Source organism: Streptomyces sp. NPDC002868, from assembly GCF_055563295.1.
Genome location: NZ_JBVHDR010000001.1, coordinates 894,717 through 910,144, shown reverse-complemented (window position 1 = coordinate 910,144; position 15,428 = coordinate 894,717). Strand labels below are relative to the sequence as shown.

The following is a 15,428-nucleotide window of genomic DNA, read 5'->3' as shown; positions in this document are numbered from 1 at the left end:
CCACGGAGGTATGCGAGTAGTCCGTCTCTATCCCGGCCTGGTGGGCGAGCGGCGCGGGATGCGGCCGGGTCTTGGCTTCGGCGGCGGCTGCCTGCCCAAGGACATCCGCGGCTTCATCGCCCAGGCCGCAGTGCTCGGCGCCGAGGCAGCCACCGGCATCCTCCGGGAGGCCGACGCGGTCAACCACCGCCGCCGCGAGGCAATGGTGCCACTGTTCCGAGTCGTCCTGCGTCCGCACCGGTGATGAGCCGTCTGAGCGGGTGTATTCAAGGACGCTCTTTGAGCGGAGCATCCCACGCGGCCGGGTACGTATGGGCCGGATCGGTGAGGCTGCAGCCGCGCTCGGCCGAATGGCGATCACATGAAAGGCCGAACGGCGCTCCTGACTGCGGGCGCCAGGTCTGAATAGGGTTCAAGAGATCACCGGTCCCCACGACTTGGAGCATCCGTGCACCGCAGACTCATCGTCCCGAGCGCGATCGCGGCCTCGCTGCTGCTGGCGATCCCGGCATCGGCCGCCGACTCCTCGCCGGGCGCCCCGGGCATTGGCGACACCTACTACCCGGCCAGCGGAAACGGCGGATACGACGTATCCCACTACGACCTGAGGCTGAAGTACCAGCCCGCCACCGATCTGCTCGAGGGCACGGCGACGATCCTGGCCACCGCCACGCAGAACCTGAGCCGTTTCAACCTCGACTTCGGTCTTGACGTCAGCGAGGTGCGGGTCAACAACGAGAAGGCGCAGTTCAAGAAGGAGGGTGACCAGGAGCTGGTCATCACTCCGGCCGCGCCGCTGGAGAAGGGCAAGCCCGTCTCAGTGGTCGTCCGCTACGCGGGCAAGCCCTCCGAGCTGAACATCGGCGGGTACACGGCCTGGCACCGTACTCCGGACGGCGGAGTCGCCGCCCAGGAGCCGGACTCGGCCGTGTGGTGGTTCCCGAGCAACGACCACCCGCTGGACAAGGCGACGTACGACATCTCGGTCCTGGTGCCCGACGGGACCCAGGCGATCAGCAACGGTGTCCTGCAGTCCCAGAGTTCGCGGCTGGGCTGGACGCGCTACAACTGGCGCTCCAACAAACCGCAGGCGTCGTATCTCGCCACGCTCGCCGTCGGGAAGTTCGACATCACCACCGACAAGACGGCCGACGGGCTGCCGATCCTCAATGCGTACAGCAAGGACCTCGGCGACAACGCGGGGGCGGCGCGGGCGAGCGTCGAGCGGACCGGTGAGGTCGCCGAGTGGCTGACCGAGGTCTTCGGCCCGTACCCCTTCAATGCTCTGGGCGGCTATGTCCCCAATGTGACGAGCGGCTACGCGCTGGAGACGCAGACCCGTCCGTTCTACAGCCCGCGGCAGTTCGCCAACGGCGCGAATGTCTCCGTGGTCGTCCATGAACTGGCCCACCAGTGGTACGGCGACAGTGTCTCCGTCGACGGCTGGAAGGACATCTGGGTCAACGAAGGCTTTGCCCGCTACAGCCAGTGGCTCTGGTCGGAGAAGGAGGGCGAGGGCACCGCGCAGGAACTCGCGGACTGGGTCTATGCCCAGCACCCGGCCGATGACGCCTTCTGGACGGTCAAGCCCGGTGACCCGGGCCCGGACAAGCAGTTCGACATCGCCATCTACGACCGGGGCGCGCTGGCGCTCCAGGCGCTGCGGGGCGAGGTCGGCGACAAGGACTTCTTCGCGATCCTCAAGGGCTGGCCGACCGAGCACGCCTACGGCAACGCCAAGGTCGGCGACTTTGTGAAGTACGCCGAGAAGGTCTCCGGCAAGCCGCTGGCCGGTCTGTTCGACACCTGGCTCTACCAGCCGTCGAAGCCCGGCGCTCCGGCCGCGGCGGGTGCCCGGATCGCTGAGGCCGATGGCAAGCACACCCAGCCGAAGTCGTGGAAGAAGATCGCCGCCACGAACACGGTTCACGAGCACGACGACCACTGAGCCGCAGTCGCGAGGCGTAGTCGCGAGGCGCCGCCGTCCCCGGCCGGGAGGACGGCGGCGCTCCCGGTCCCGGGACGGCTCCGGGCGGCCCGGGCAGGCCGCTGGTGGACCCGGGGCAGGCCCCTGGTCAGCCCGGGGTGGGAGCGCTCTCAGGAGATCGCCGGGACCGGATATCCTGTACTTGGCAGCGTCCTCCCCCGCTGTCGTCCGACGCAGCCGACTGAAGCCGACGAGGAGCGCCCGCCTTGCCCGAGCAGACCACGGGGTCCCGCCCCACCCTGGAAGCCGTCGCCGCCCGCGCCGGTGTCTCCCGGGCCACGGCATCGCGGGTCGTCAACGGCGGCGCTGGGGTTCGCCCCCCGCTGGTCGACAAGGTGCGCCAGGCGGTCGAGGAGCTCGGATACGTACCGAATCACGCGGCCCGCACCCTGGTCACCCGGCGCAACGGCGCGGTCGCCGTGATCATCGCCGAGCCGGAGTTCCGGATCTTCTCGGACCCCTTCTTCGAGCAGCAGGTGCGCGGCATCAGCCGCGAGCTGACGGCGTACGACTCCCAGCTGGTGCTGCTGTGGGTGGAGGGGCCCGGCGACTACGACCGGATCGCCCGCTATCTCGGCGGCGGCCATGTCGACGGCGCACTGGCCTTCTCGCTGCACAACGACGACGAACTGCCCGCCATAACCCGCCGGGTGCAGGTGCCCACCGTCTTCGGCGGCCGTCCGGGCTGGCCCGGCGCCGCCTCCGAGCTCGCCGTCCCCTATGTCGACTGCGACAACCGCGGCGGCGCCCGGGAAGCCGTACGTCATCTGGTCTCCCTGGGCCGCCGGCACATCGCGCACATCGCCGGCCCCCGCGACCAGACCTCCGCGCTGGACCGGATCGACGGCTACCGCGACGTCCTGCTGGACGCCGACCCGGAGCTCGTCTGCCAGGGCGACTTCACCGCGGACAGCGGCGCCCGCGCGATGGCCGAACTGCTGGACCGCCGCCCGGAACTGGACGCCGTGTTCGCCGCCAACGACCTGATGGCGTCGGGAGCGCTGCGGACGCTGCGCGAGCGGGGGCGGCGGGTGCCGCAGGATGTGGCGCTGGTCGGCTTCGACGACATGGCGTCGGTGGTGGAGACGACCGATCCGGCGCTGACGACGATCCGTCAGGACATCGAGGGGATGGGCCGGTTGATGGTCCGGCTGCTGATGCGCGTACTGAACGAGAGCGAGCCCGGGGCCGGAGCTCCCGCCTCCGTGATCACTCCGACCACGCTGGTGCGACGGGCCTCGGCCTGAGAGGGCCGTTGCCCGCCGCACACCGCGCGGTCAGCTGAAGAGGATCAGCTGAAGGGGATCACGACCACCGACTTGTCCGTGCCGGTCTGGAGCTTCGCGGTGCCATTGCCGATGGCGCTCCACACCTCCAGTCGTACGGTGCCGCCCTTGAGATCGCCGACGGTTCCGGTCGACGTCTTCAGGCCGCGTGACTGGGCGTACTCCTCCCAGCCCGCCACCGGGTCGGTCGCGAAGTAGTGGTAGGTCTCGGTCCGGTCGAAGGTGCCGTCCCCCGTGAAGTCGTAGCTGATACGGGCCTGCTGGCCGAGGCCGACGGTGGTGCCGGCGTCCAGCTGAAGGCGGAACGCGGTCGCGGCGCCCGGGGTGGGTGTGCCGTTGACGTGTCTGATCTCGTAGACGAGGGGCTGGTGCGGGGTGCCGTCGTAGTTGCCGCCGGCCGCGGACGCGATCGTGTCACTGCCGGCCGTGCCGTCCGACGCGGTGGTGAGCACCCCTCCCGTACGGAGCTGGAAGGTGTTGCCCGTGGGCGGCTCCGGATCGGGATCCGGGTCCGGGTCGCCTCCCCCGGTCCCCGTGCCGGTCGCCGTCGAGCGCGCCGGGACGGTGAGAGTCTTGCCGTCGGAGAAGTTCACCGTACGGGCCGTGGCGCCGTAGTTGTGCGCGGCGTAGGTCCGTACCGTGCCCTTGGTGAAGACCGCGGAACTCGGAATGTCGCCGGTCACCGTCGCGTCGGGGGCGCCGAGCGCGTCGAGCGTGCTGATCCAGTGGTAGGTGTGCGCCTTGGACTCGCCCTGCTCGGGGGTGTAGCCCGCGTTGCCCGCGTCCCACTTGGCCTTCGCCGCCGCCGGGTCGGCGAGCGACTGGAACTCCCAGAGGATGTCGCGCCATTCGACGGCCGGGCCGCCGTTCTCCCGTTCCATCTCGGCGATGTTGCGCCGGATCGCGGCCTTCTCACCGCCCAGGTGGAGTGAACCACCCGTTACGGGAAGGACGTTGATGCCGTGGATCTCCTCCGGGTTGGCGGTCCACCAGGTGGCGTACGCCGCGCCGCTGCCCCAGACCATGCCGGCCGTGTCATGGCCGAAGGAGGACGGGAAGACCTGCTCGTCGGCGTCGAACCAGTACTGGGCGATCGCCTCCGACTCGGTGGTCAGCAGATACGTCCCGAGGTCGCGCAGCGCGGTGTCGCCGGTGGCCGAGCCCCACAGTACGAGGCCCGCGCTGAGGTTGGTGGACTCCGACGACGACTCCTGGTTGTTGCCCGCGGCGAATCCCTGGTGCCCGGAGGCCCAGCTGTGACCCGCGTACACGTCGAAGCCACGCAGGAAGGGGAAGGCGGTGTCGGTCCGGCTGGGGTTGGCCGCGTCCCGTACCAGGGTCTTGACCATGCCGCCCCAGGCGGAGTCGGCGGCCCAGGCCTGGTCGTACTGGGCGACGACCGCGGCCGCGTAGACGTAGTAGCTGTAGTGGAAGTGGTGGTCGTTGAGTTCGGTGTCGCTGCCGTAAGAGGCGGGGTAGCCGGTGAGCGTCTTCCATGCCTTGTCGTACGAGAACTCGTTCGCGCCACCCGCCGTGAACCAGTCCTGCAGACGGCCCTTGATCAGACCGAGAAGCTTGTCGCGGGTGGCCGTCTCGCCGATCTGGTCGGCGGCGGGCACCAGTTGGGCGAGCTGCCCCAGCACCTTGCCGGTCCAGTAGGTGTCCGTGTAGCCCTTGAAGGGGTCCGGGTCGTTCGCGACCTGGTCGAGATAGCCCTTCAGCCGGGCCGGGTCGACGCCGTTCGACTTCGGCAGCCCGGGCAGCACCGCGGACGCCTTCTGGCTGGTGGTGAACGAGGCCGCCTCGCGGACCTTCATGGTGCCGCGCGGTGAGACGTATGTGTAGGCGGTGAGCGGGTCGGTGCTGTGCAGCCACTGATGGCGGTAGAGGGCCTGGAGCGTTCCGCGTTCGGTGCCCTCCTTGGCCTCGGTGGTCAGGCTGTAGGTGGTCCGCACGGTGCCGCCGGTGTAGTTCCAGGTCGCCTTGGAGCCGGTGACGAAGCTGTACGCGTACTTCTTGTACGTCGCGAGCGCGTCGGCGGAGGGCAGTACGGCGAGCGAGAAATAGTCCTTGGCGCCGAGGCCCGCGGTGATGGTCGAGCCGGAGACCGTCCAGTCGCTGCCGGTGGGTGCGAAGAGGGCGTAGTGGTGGCCCGCGACGGTGATGCCGAGGACATTGCCCTGGTCGGCGAAGACGGCGGGCGCGGCGGCGGTGGTGATCTGGGCGTTGCCGCCGGAGCCCTTGGCGTATACGAACGGCAGGCCGTGGCCGATGGTGGTGCGCAGTGTGCGTGCGCCGTCCGACCAGTAGGGGGTCACGGTCCAGTCGGACCAGTCGTCGGCCTTGGTGTCCGGCGAGTTGAGACCGGTGAGGCCGAGGGTGAGGTCGCGCTTGTGGGCGTACTCGTACTGGCGGCCCTCGCCGACGACCGCGGGCGTTGTGGGGTAGCCGACTTCGAGACCGCCGGCCGTGGCCTGGTAGGTGATCGGGTGGCCGTACATGGGGGTGGAGTACGGGTTGTCGCCGTACCGCTGGAAGGCGAGGGACGACCACCAGTCGTTGGTGGGGACGGGCTTGTCCTTCGCGGCGGGGGTGACCTTGGGAGTGACCGGCGCGCCGGTGTTGGTGGTCGGGCCCGACGTCCCTGCGGGGCGGGTGTCGGAGTAGCTGCCAGAGCCTACGGGGACGGTGGCGGCCGCCGCCGGAGTGGCGGCCGGGCCCAGGCCGAAGGCGGCCAGGGCTGAGACCAGAGCCAGCGCGGCAGCTGGTCTGGTGCGGGTGGCTGGCATGGACGGCACCTCGAAGTCATCACGGGAAAGGGCGTCCGAGAGCGCTCTCAGATGCCAAGGAACGTAAAACTCCTGAAACAGAGGTGTCAATAGTTGAGACGCAGGCGGCAGTTCAGGCCGAGTCCAAGCCGTTACGCCTTCGGGACTTGACGGGGCGAGCGCCTCCGGGGCACTCTCCAGACGCATCTTTGAGAGCGCTCTCAATCGGGCGGTCTCGCTCCACCGAAGCCAAGGGAGGCTTCTCATGCCCATCGCCCGAGCCGCCAAAAGGGCCACCGTCCGCCTGGGTGCGGTCGCGCTCGCCGGGGCACTGCTCGCCGCCTGTGGATCCGGATCGCCGGACGGCGCATCCGACAGCGCGGGCGGCAAGGTCACGCTCACCGTCGATCTCTTCGGATCCTTCGGCTACAAGGAGGCCGGGCTCTACGCGGAGTACGAGAAGCTCCACCCAAACATCAAGATCAAGCAGAGCGACACCGAGGACGAGCAGGACTACTGGAAGTCGCTGCAGACCCGGCTCGCGGGTGGTGGTGGCCTCGCCGATGTGCAGGGCATCGAGGTGGGCCGGATCGCCTCCGTCACCCAGCAGCAGGCCGACAAGTTCGAGGACCTGAAGAAGTACGGCGCCGACAAGCTCAAGGACCAGTTCGCCGAGGCCAAGTGGTCGGCGGCCACCGGCAAGGACGGCCAGATCCTGGGCCTGGGCACGGATGTCGGCCCGGAGGCCATGTGCTATCGCACCGACCTCTTCAAGCAGGCCGGTCTGCCCACCGACCGCACTCAGCTGGCCGCCAAGTGGTCCACCTGGGACGGCTATCTGTCGCTCGGCAAGGAGTACAAGAAGAAGGCCCCCGCCAAGAGCGCCTGGGTGGACAGCGTCGGCAGCCTCTACGCGATCATGGTCGGCCAGCAGAAGGAGCGGTACTACGACGCCTCCGGAAAGCTGATCTACGAGGACAACCCGGCGATCAAGGCGGCCTGGGACGCCTCCACCGAGGCGGCGCAGTCAGGTCTGAGCGCCAAGCTCGACCAGTGGTCGCCGCAGTGGAACCAGGCGTTCTCGGCCGGCTCCTTCGCCACCATGCCCTGCCCCGCCTGGATGCTCGGCTACATCAAGGGCCAGGCCGGTGACGCGGGCAAGGGCAAGTGGGACATTGCCAAGCTGCCCGAAGGCGCCGGCAACTGGGGCGGCTCGTATCTCTCGATCCCGCGGGCAGCCAAGCACAAGAAGGAGGCGTACGAGCTGATCCAGTGGCTCACCGCCCCGGAGCAGCAGGCCAAGCTCTTCACCAAGCAGGGCAACTTCCCCTCCTCGACCGGCGCCATCGCCAAGGTCGCGGCGGCCAAGGACCCGTACTTCTCCGACGCCCCGATCGGCCAGATCTTCGGTGACGCCGCCAAGGCCGCGCCGGTCCAGGTGCTCGGCGTCCACGACAAGAGCGTGGCCGACCAGATCACCAACGCGCTGAGCGAGGTGGAGCGCAAGGGCACCTCGCCCGACAAGGCCTGGTCGACCGCGAAGAAGAACGTGGAGAACGCGACCGGCTGACCCGCGGTCGGCACAGCTCCTTCAGGCCGGTCCCAGGTTCCCGGCCGGACCGGCCTGAAGGCTCCTGGTCTTTCAGCTTCCCGTAACGACTCCTCGAAGGGCCGCACCGTGACCCTCACCGCCACCGCGAAACCGGTCTCCCCGCCGCCAGGGGCCCGGCCGTCGGCCGCGTACCGGACCTGGCGCACGCTCTCGCCGTACGCCTATATCGCCCCGTTCTTCACCCTGTTCGCCGCCTTCGGGCTCTTCCCGCTGATCTACACAGCCTTTGTCTCGCTCTACCGGGTCGAGCTGCAGACGCCGGGCGAGATGGAGTGGCGGGGCCTTGGCAACTACACCGCGCTCTTCGGCGACGAGATCTTCTGGACCGCGCTGGGCAACACCTTCACGATCGGGGTGCTGTCCACCGTCCCGCAGCTGGTGATGGCGCTCGGGCTGGCCCATCTGCTCAACTACCGGCTGCGCGGCCGGACTTTCCTGCGTACGGCGATGCTGCTGCCTTACGCGACCTCGGTCGCCGCCGCGACGCTGGTCTTCGCGCAGCTCTTCGGCCGGGACTTCGGGCTGATCAACTATGTGCTGGGGCTTGTCGGTTTCGGTCCGGTGGACTGGCAGGCCGGCACGGTCTCCTCGCAGATCGCCGTATCGACCATCGTCATCTGGCGCTGGACCGGCTACAACGCGCTGATCTATCTGGCGGGCATGCAGTCCATTCCGAGCGAGCTGTACGAGGCCGCCGAGATGGACGGGGCCTCGCGCTGGCGGCAGTTCATCCATGTCACGCTGCCGGGACTGCGTCCCACGATCCTGTTCACCGTCGTCGTCTCGACGATCGGCGCCACCCAGCTCTTCGGTGAACCGCTGCTGTTCGAGGGCTCCATCTCCGGCGGCATCTCGCACCAGTACCAGACGCTCGGCCTCTATATGTACGAACAGGGCTGGGGCTTCTTCCATCTGGGCCGGGCCGCCGCCATCGCCTGGGTGATGTTCCTGCTGATCCTGGTGCTGGTCGGGGTCAACGCCCTGATCGCGCACCGCCGTTCCCGCAAGGAGGCCGGCCGATGACCGCGCTCGCCGACCCGCCTACGAAACCGCCTGCCGCGGGCCCACGACCGCAGTCCACGCGTCGGCGGAAAAGCCGGGCGGGCCGCACGATGCAGGGCGGCAAGCTCGCGTACGCGATCCTGATCGTCGCCGTCCTGATCTCGGCGTTCCCCTTCTACTGGACCATCGTCGCCGCCAGCCGCTCCAACGCCGATCTGGCGAAGGTGCCGCCGACGCTGCTGCCCGGGTCGAATCTGATCCGCAACTTCGAGGCGGTGATGGAGGAGGCCGATATCGGCAAGGCACTCCTCAACTCCTTCATCGTCTCCGGCTCGATCACGATCGGCACAGTGCTGTGCTGCACCCTCGCCGGTTTCGCCTTCGCCAAGCTGCGCTTCCGTGGCCGCGGCGCGCTGCTGGCCATCACGGTGGGGACGATGATGATCCCGCCGCAGCTCGGTGTGATCCCGCTGTTCATGCTGATCGCCGAATTGCAGTGGGTGAATCAGCTGCAGGCCGTGATCCTGCCCGGCCTTGTCTCCGCCTTCGGCGTGTTCTTCATGCGGCAGTACCTGGTGCAGTCGCTGCCGGACGAGCTGATCGAGGCGGCCCGGGTCGACGGTGCGTCCACCGCGCGGATCTTCTGGTCGATCGTGGTACCCATCGCCCGGCCCGGTATGGCCGTGCTCGGCATGCTGACCTTCATGGCCGCGTGGAACGACTTCTTCTGGCCGATCGTCGCGCTCTCCTCGCAGGAGCCGACCGTGCAGGTGGCGCTGCGCCAGCTGGGCGGCGGCTATGTCCACGACCAGTCCGTGATCATGGCCGGCACGCTGCTCGGCACTCTTCCCGTGCTGCTGGTCTTCGGGCTGCTCGGCCGGCAGATCGTCGGCGGCATCATGCAGGGCGCCGTCAAGGGCTGACCACGTCCCCCACCGCCTCATCTCTATTTCCTGGGAGTCCCACCTCATGACCGCTGTCGACGCACGCCCCGAGACGACGACGGAGCTCCGGTTCCCGGCCGGTTTCCGCTGGGGCACCGCCACCGCCGCGTACCAGATCGAGGGTGCCGCCACCGAGGACGGCCGTACGCCGTCCATCTGGGACACCTTCTGCCGCACGCCTGGCAAGGTCCGCAACGGTGACTCCGGCGACATCGCCGCCGACCACTACCACCGGATGCGCGAGGACGTCGCGCTGATGAAGCAACTGGGCGTCACCGACTACCGGTTCTCCATCGCCTGGCCACGGGTGCAGCCGACCGGGCGCGGTCCCGCCGTACAGAAGGGCCTGGACTTCTACCGCCGGCTCACCGACGAACTCCTCGAGGCGGGTATCCGGCCGGTCGCCACGCTCTACCACTGGGATCTGCCGCAGGAGTTGGAGGACGCGGGTGGCTGGCCGCAGCGCGAGACCGCCCGGCGGTTCGGCGACTACGCCGGGATCATGGCGGACGCGCTCGGTGACCGGGTGGCGACCTGGACCACCCTGAACGAGCCGTGGTGTGCGGCGTTTCTCGGGTACGGCTCCGGGGTGCACGCGCCGGGGCGGACCAGCGCGAGTGCCTCGCTGCGCGCAGCCCACCACTTCAACCTGGCGCACGGCCTGGCGGCTCAAGTGCTGCACACCGCCCTGCCATCGACGTCCGAGATCTCGCTGACGCTCAATCTGCACGCGGTGCGTCCGCTCACCGACTCCGCAGCCGACCTCGATGCCGCGCGCCGGATCGACGCCGTCGGGAACCGGATCTTCCTCGATCCGGTGTTCCACGGCCGGATTCCGGAGGATCTGGTCCGTGACACGGCCGCGGTGACCGACTGGGCCTTCGTCCAGGACGGCGATCTGGAGGTCGTCTCCACGCCGATCGACTCGCTGGGCATCAACTACTACTCCCCCACCGTCGTCGGCGCCGGCTCGTCGGACTCGCCGTCGCCGTGGGCCGGTGCGGAGGAGCATGTGCGCTTCCTGCCCGCGCCGGGCCCGCGCACCGCGATGGACTGGCCGGTCGACGCCGACGGTCTGTACGAGCTGCTGACCCGGCTGCGCGACGACCTGCCGGGCGTGCCGCTGGTGATCACCGAGAACGGGGCCGCGTACGACGACTACGCCGACCCGTCCGGCGAGGTCCACGACCCGGAGCGGGTGGAGTATCTGCGGGCTCATCTCTCGGCGGTGCACCGGGCGATCGGGGCGGGCGCGGATGTGCGTGGCTACTTCCTGTGGTCGCTGCTCGACAACTTCGAGTGGGCGTACGGCTACAGCAAGCGGTTCGGCATCGTCCATGTCGACTTCGCGACCCAGCGCCGTACCTTCAAGGACAGCGCCCGCTGGTACGGGGACGTCATCGCACGGGGCGGTCTGACCGGCTGATCCGGGCGGCCCGCCGCGCCTCGCGCGCCAGCGGGAGGTACCGCAGTCGCTCGGGGAGTACGGGAACCACGGCCCGTACGACCCGGGCGAATCTGCGCAGTCTGCGCTCCTGCTCGTCCGTCCACTCCAGGCCGATCGCCTCGCGCGCGTCGGGCGGCATCAGCCCGATGGTCATGAAGCGGCGGAAGCGGGCGAACGCGGGCAGCAGCACCGGCCACACCGTCCTGAGCAGCACTCTGAGCGCCAGCGGCCCGCGGTCGGGCGGCGGCAGCGCCGGGTCGGTGGCGATCAGTTCGCGTACGACGACGGTCGCCTCCAGTTCGTCGGCGAGGACCTTGCGGTAGTACGGCCAGAACTCCTCGATCGTCTGGGGCATGTCCCGGTCGTGGATGCCGAGGACCCGTCCGACCTGGAGCCACTCGGCGTAGAGCTTGCGCTCCTGCGCCTCGGTGAGCGGGCGCGCCAGATAGCGCAGCGCGTGCCGGTAGACCGGGAAGCCGGTGGCGTGGACCCAGGAGTAGTAGGCCGGATCGAGCGCGTGGTACCTGCGGCCGTGTGCATCCGTGCCCTGGATGGTCTTGTGCAGCTCCCGGAGCCTGCGCCCCTCCTCTGCCGCTGCATCGCCCCCGTACACCCACAGCTGGAGCGAGCGCAGCGAACGCTCGCCGCGACCCCACGGGTCGGTGCGGAAGACGGAGTGCTCGTCGACGCCGGCGCCGACGGCGGGGTGAGCGACCTGCAGGGTGAGAGCGGCGGGCAGCATCAGCAGACCGCGGATGTCACCGGCGAGGGTCCAGAGCACTCCGCCGGGCGGTGGTGGTACGGGATCAGCCGCGGGCCCGGTCATTTGACCATCGTAACTTTCATGGGGCCGGGCAGGCCTTCCGCCGCCCCTGCCGGGCAGCAGCGCGAAGGCGGCGGCACCAGTGTTGGTGAGATCGTACGGCTGCGGAAAGAAAGTGGGCCCCTGGCCATTACCAGGTGGTAACTCTGGCTGATTTGATGTGCGTCGCCGGTCGTACCCCCCACCACATCCGGGAGTCTTTGTGCCGCACTCCGCGCTCCGCCGCATCCCTGGCGCAGCTCTTTCCACCGCGCTCGCCGCGGCCGCCCTCACCGGGACGGCTCCGACAGCTTCCGCAGCCCCGGCGGCCGCGACGCCGTCCCTGAAGGTGCTGACGTACAACGCCTTCCTGTTCAGCAAGACGCTGTACCCCAACTGGGGCCAGGACCACCGGGCCGCGGCGATCCCCGCGACCTCGTTCTTCCAGGGCAACGACGTCGTCGTGATCCAGGAGGCCTTCGACAACTCCTCTTCGGGCCCGCTGATGCAGCAGGCCGCCGCCCAGTACCCGTACCAGACCCCGGTGATGGGGCGGAGCAAGGACGGCTGGGACGCGACCGGCGGGTCGTACTCGGCCACCACGCCCGAGGACGGCGGGGTCACGGTGCTCAGCAAGTGGCCGATCGTCCGCAAGGAGCAGTTCGTCTACAAGGACGCCTGCGGGGCGGACTGGTGGTCCAACAAGGGCTTCGTCTATGCCGTGTTGAACGTCAACGGCGCGAAGGTGCATGTGGTGGGTACGCACGCGCAGTCCACCGATCCCGGCTGTGGCGCGGGCGAGGCGGCGCAGATGCGCAGCCGCCAGTTCAAGGCGATCGACGCCTTCCTGGACGGCAGGAACATCCCGGCCGCTGAACAGGTCCTGGTCGCGGGCGACTTCAATGTCGACTCGCGGACGCCGGAGTACGCCACGATGCTCGCCGACGCGGGTCTCGCGGGCGCGGACGCCCGCACCGGACACCCGTACTCCTTCGACACCGAGCAGAACTCGATCGCGTCCGAGCGCTATCCGGACGACCCGCGCGAGGACCTCGACTACGTCCTGCACCGCACCGGGCACGCGAAGCCGGCCGGCTGGACCAATGAGGTGATCAAGGAGCAGAGCGCGCCCTGGACGGTCTCCAGCTGGGGCACGAGCTACACGTACACCAACCTCTCCGACCATTACCCGGTCGTCGCGTCCGGACAGTAGTCGCAAGCCCTTCGCAGCTGGTCAGAGGCCGCTTTTCGGCAGTGGCTGCAAGGGAGTTGGTATGTCACGGTGGTGACCATGACCGGTCACGGGCACGTTCATGGTCACCACCATCACCACGCTCATGAGCGCGTCGACGCCGCCCTCGAAGGGTCGGCGCAGGGGCTGCGGACGCTGTGGTTCTCCTTCGGCGTGCTCGCCGCCACGACAGCCGTCCAGGCGGTGATCGCGGCCGCGTCGGGGTCGGTGGCGCTGCTCGGCGACACCGTCCACAACGCCGCCGACGCGCTCACCGCCCTGCCGCTCGCCCTCGCCTTCGTCCTCGGCCGACGGGCGGCCACCCGCCGCTACACCTACGGCTTCGGGCGGGCGGAGGATCTGGCAGGCGTCTTCGTGGTGCTGGTGATCGCCGCGTCCGCGGTCTTTGCCGGCTACGAGGCGCTGCGGCGGCTGTTCGAGCCGCAGGAGGTCAGCCATCTGGCTGCAGTGGCCGCGGCCGGTCTGGTGGGATTCGCCGGCAACGAGTGGGTGGCAGTGGCCCGGATCCGCACTGGCCGCAGGATCGGATCGGCCGCGCTGGTCGCTGACGGACTGCACGCTCGCAGTGACGGATTCACCTCTCTGGCCGTATTGCTGGGCGCGGGCGGAGCTGCACTCGGATGGCGGTGGGCCGATCCGCTGATCGGGCTCGCGATCACGGGGGCGATCGCGCTGGTGCTGCGCGGTGCGGCGCGCGAGATCTGGCACCGGCTGATGGACGCGGTGGACCCTGCGCTGGTCGACCAGGCCGAGCACGCGCTCTGTCATGTCGAGGGCGTACGGGCCGTGGGGGACGTACGAATGCGCTGGCTCGGGCACGATCTGCGGGCCGAGACGTCGATCGCGGTCGACCCCGCGCTGACGGTGGCGCAGGCGCACGCCGTGGCGCTTGCCGCGGAGCACGCGCTGCTGCACACGGTCCGCCGGCTCACCGCGGCCACCGTCCAGATCCATCCCTGACATGCCCTCGACCCCTTCCGCCGAACGGGTGGTCCGGCGTTCTCACGGGGCTGCCTGCATGGCAGGGCCATGGCGGATTTAATCCGGCACACCGGACTGGTCCAGTCCAAACTGCTTCTCGGCACCCCCACTACGGACTCGTACGAAGGAGAAGCCCCCCCATGAGACGCACGCTCCGCGCGCGCATCGGCCTTTCCGCCCTCCTCGCCCTGCCTGCCGCCGGTCTGGGCCCAGGCACCGCCGCGGCCGCCCCGGAACCACATCCGGGCGTCACGCCCTCGGCGATGCAGTACCAACTGCACAGCACTCTCGAACGTGCGCTCGGCGAGCGCACCGCCGGGTCGTATCTCGACGCCGACACGGGCGAACTGGTCGTCACCGTCACCGATGAGGCCGCGGCCGACCAGGTCCGGGCCGCCGGCGCACGCGCGAAGCGCGTCGAGCGCAGCACGGCCGAGCTCGAATCCGCCATGGCCGTCCTGGATGCCCGGGCGAAGATCACCGGCACCTCCTGGGGTATCGACCCCTCGACGAACCGGATCGCGATCGAGGCCGACCGGACCGTCTCCACGGGCTCAATGACGCTGCTGAAGACGGTGGCCGCGAGTCTCGGCGACGCCGTGCGGATCAAGCGTGTCCCCGGAGTCCTCAAGAAGGAGGTGGTCGGCGGAGACGCGATCCACGGCGGCGGCTACCGCTGCTCGGCAGCCTTCAACGTCTCGAAGGGCACGGCCCATTACTTCGTGACGGCGGGCCACTGCACCAACACGGCCACAAGCTGGTCGACGACGTCCCACGGCGCGGCCATCGGGACCAGCGAGGGCACCAGTTTCCCGACCAACGACTACGGCCTCGTCCGGTACACGGACGGCTCGCAGCCCGCCGGGGACGTCAACCTCTACAACGGCAGGTACCAGGACATCACGTCCGCGGCGGACGCCATCGTCGGCCAGGCCATCAGGAAGAGCGGCTCGACGTCCAAGGTGACCAGCGGCAAGGTCACCGCGGTGAACGTCACCGTCAACTACGGCGAGGGGCCGGTCTACAACTTGGTCCGCACCACCGCCTGCTCGGCGGGCGGCGACAGCGGCGGCGCGCACTTCGCAGGTGCCACCGCGCTGGGCATCCACTCGGGCAGCGCCGGCTGCTCCGGCACCAGGGGCTCTGCGATCCACCAGCCGGTGAAGGAAGTGCTCAGCGCGTACGGCGTGAACGTGGACTGAGGACCGACACGCGGCGGGCGTGCCCACCAAGTGGGCACGCCCGCCGTGCTGTGCAGCCACTTCGACTGCGCGCCCAGATCCGCAGGGCACTTTCACAACACTGGTGAGACAGCAATACTGTTGCACCGCGTGAGGAGAAAGTGAG

General features: G+C 69.4%; 12 protein-coding genes. 10 read left to right on the top strand and 2 right to left on the bottom strand.

Annotation, left to right across the window (positions count from 1 at the left end; all coding sequences use genetic code 11):
- Positions 1-10: 10 nt before the first annotated feature.
- The 3 genes from ACZ3H8_RS04220 (at position 11) to ACZ3H8_RS04210 (ending at position 3,234) form a co-directional block, all read left to right on the top strand.
- The gene (locus ACZ3H8_RS04220; protein WP_467397129.1) at positions 11-244 is read left to right on the top strand and encodes a hypothetical protein; all 234 of its coding nucleotides are present in this window, start codon (positions 11-13) and stop codon (positions 242-244) included.
- Between the two features lie 204 nt (positions 245-448).
- On the top strand, positions 449-1,948 hold the full coding sequence (locus ACZ3H8_RS04215) for a M1 family metallopeptidase (RefSeq protein ID WP_467397127.1): 1,500 nt from the start codon (positions 449-451) through the stop codon (positions 1,946-1,948).
- Positions 1,949-2,193: 245 nt separating this feature from the next.
- Positions 2,194-3,234 (top strand): LacI family DNA-binding transcriptional regulator, encoded by a 1,041-nt coding sequence (locus ACZ3H8_RS04210; RefSeq protein ID WP_467397124.1) that lies wholly within the window; start codon positions 2,194-2,196, stop codon positions 3,232-3,234.
- 44 nt (positions 3,235-3,278) lie between these two features.
- On the opposite strand, the gene ACZ3H8_RS04205 is transcribed toward ACZ3H8_RS04210, so the two are convergent.
- Positions 3,279-6,062, bottom strand: a complete 2,784-nt coding sequence (locus tag ACZ3H8_RS04205; RefSeq protein WP_467397122.1) for a glycosyl hydrolase — start codon at positions 6,060-6,062, stop codon at positions 3,279-3,281.
- A 244-nt stretch (positions 6,063-6,306) separates the two neighbouring features.
- On the opposite strand from ACZ3H8_RS04205, the gene ACZ3H8_RS04200 reads away from it, so the two are divergent.
- From ACZ3H8_RS04200 to ACZ3H8_RS04185, 4 genes are all read left to right on the top strand, one after another.
- Entirely contained in the window at positions 6,307-7,611 is a 1,305-nt protein-coding gene (locus ACZ3H8_RS04200; protein WP_467397119.1) for an ABC transporter substrate-binding protein, read from the top strand.
- A gap of 108 nt (positions 7,612-7,719) precedes the next feature.
- On the top strand, positions 7,720-8,676 hold the full coding sequence (locus tag ACZ3H8_RS04195; protein WP_467397117.1) for a carbohydrate ABC transporter permease: 957 nt from the start codon (positions 7,720-7,722) through the stop codon (positions 8,674-8,676).
- A complete protein-coding gene (locus ACZ3H8_RS04190) occupies positions 8,673-9,578 on the top strand; it encodes a carbohydrate ABC transporter permease (RefSeq protein ID WP_467397115.1) in 906 nt (301 codons plus the stop codon). The genes ACZ3H8_RS04195 and ACZ3H8_RS04190 overlap by 4 nt, the downstream gene beginning before the upstream one ends.
- A gap of 46 nt (positions 9,579-9,624) precedes the next feature.
- Positions 9,625-11,025 carry a GH1 family beta-glucosidase gene (locus ACZ3H8_RS04185; protein WP_467397112.1) on the top strand — a complete coding sequence of 467 codons (1,401 nt, stop codon included), beginning with the start codon at positions 9,625-9,627 and terminating at the stop codon, positions 11,023-11,025.
- Here the strand turns inward: ACZ3H8_RS04185 and ACZ3H8_RS04180 are convergent.
- The gene (locus tag ACZ3H8_RS04180; protein ID WP_467397110.1) at positions 10,997-11,872 is read right to left on the bottom strand and encodes an oxygenase MpaB family protein; all 876 of its coding nucleotides are present in this window, start codon (positions 11,870-11,872) and stop codon (positions 10,997-10,999) included. The two genes, ACZ3H8_RS04185 and ACZ3H8_RS04180, sit on opposite strands and share 29 nt — an antisense overlap.
- A gap of 199 nt (positions 11,873-12,071) precedes the next feature.
- On the opposite strand from ACZ3H8_RS04180, the gene sph reads away from it, so the two are divergent.
- The 3 genes from sph (at position 12,072) to ACZ3H8_RS04165 (ending at position 15,283) form a co-directional block, all read left to right on the top strand.
- Positions 12,072-13,061, top strand: coding sequence for a sphingomyelin phosphodiesterase (gene sph, locus ACZ3H8_RS04175; RefSeq protein WP_467397108.1), 990 nt, complete (start codon positions 12,072-12,074; stop codon positions 13,059-13,061).
- Between the two features lie 78 nt (positions 13,062-13,139).
- Positions 13,140-14,060 carry a cation diffusion facilitator family transporter gene (locus ACZ3H8_RS04170; protein ID WP_467397105.1) on the top strand — a complete coding sequence of 307 codons (921 nt, stop codon included), beginning with the start codon at positions 13,140-13,142 and terminating at the stop codon, positions 14,058-14,060.
- Between the two features lie 161 nt (positions 14,061-14,221).
- A complete protein-coding gene (locus ACZ3H8_RS04165) occupies positions 14,222-15,283 on the top strand; it encodes a S1 family peptidase (protein WP_467397103.1) in 1,062 nt (353 codons plus the stop codon).
- The last annotated feature ends 145 nt before the right edge of the window (positions 15,284-15,428 follow it).

Excerpts from the sequence above, each read along its gene's own strand:
- ACZ3H8_RS04220 (WP_467397129.1), top strand. The coding sequence starts at position 11 with ATGCGAGTAGTCCGTCTCTATCCCGGCCTGGTGGGCGAGCGGCGCGGG.
- ACZ3H8_RS04205 (WP_467397122.1), bottom strand. The coding sequence starts at position 6,062 with ATGCCAGCCACCCGCACCAGACCAGCTGCCGCGCTGGCTCTGGTCTCA.
- ACZ3H8_RS04200 (WP_467397119.1), top strand. The coding sequence starts at position 6,307 with ATGCCCATCGCCCGAGCCGCCAAAAGGGCCACCGTCCGCCTGGGTGCG.
- ACZ3H8_RS04190 (WP_467397115.1), top strand. The coding sequence starts at position 8,673 with ATGACCGCGCTCGCCGACCCGCCTACGAAACCGCCTGCCGCGGGCCCA.
- ACZ3H8_RS04185 (WP_467397112.1), top strand. The coding sequence starts at position 9,625 with ATGACCGCTGTCGACGCACGCCCCGAGACGACGACGGAGCTCCGGTTC.
- ACZ3H8_RS04180 (WP_467397110.1), bottom strand. The coding sequence starts at position 11,872 with ATGACCGGGCCCGCGGCTGATCCCGTACCACCACCGCCCGGCGGAGTG.
- ACZ3H8_RS04170 (WP_467397105.1), top strand. The coding sequence starts at position 13,140 with ATGACCGGTCACGGGCACGTTCATGGTCACCACCATCACCACGCTCAT.
- ACZ3H8_RS04165 (WP_467397103.1), top strand. The coding sequence starts at position 14,222 with ATGAGACGCACGCTCCGCGCGCGCATCGGCCTTTCCGCCCTCCTCGCC.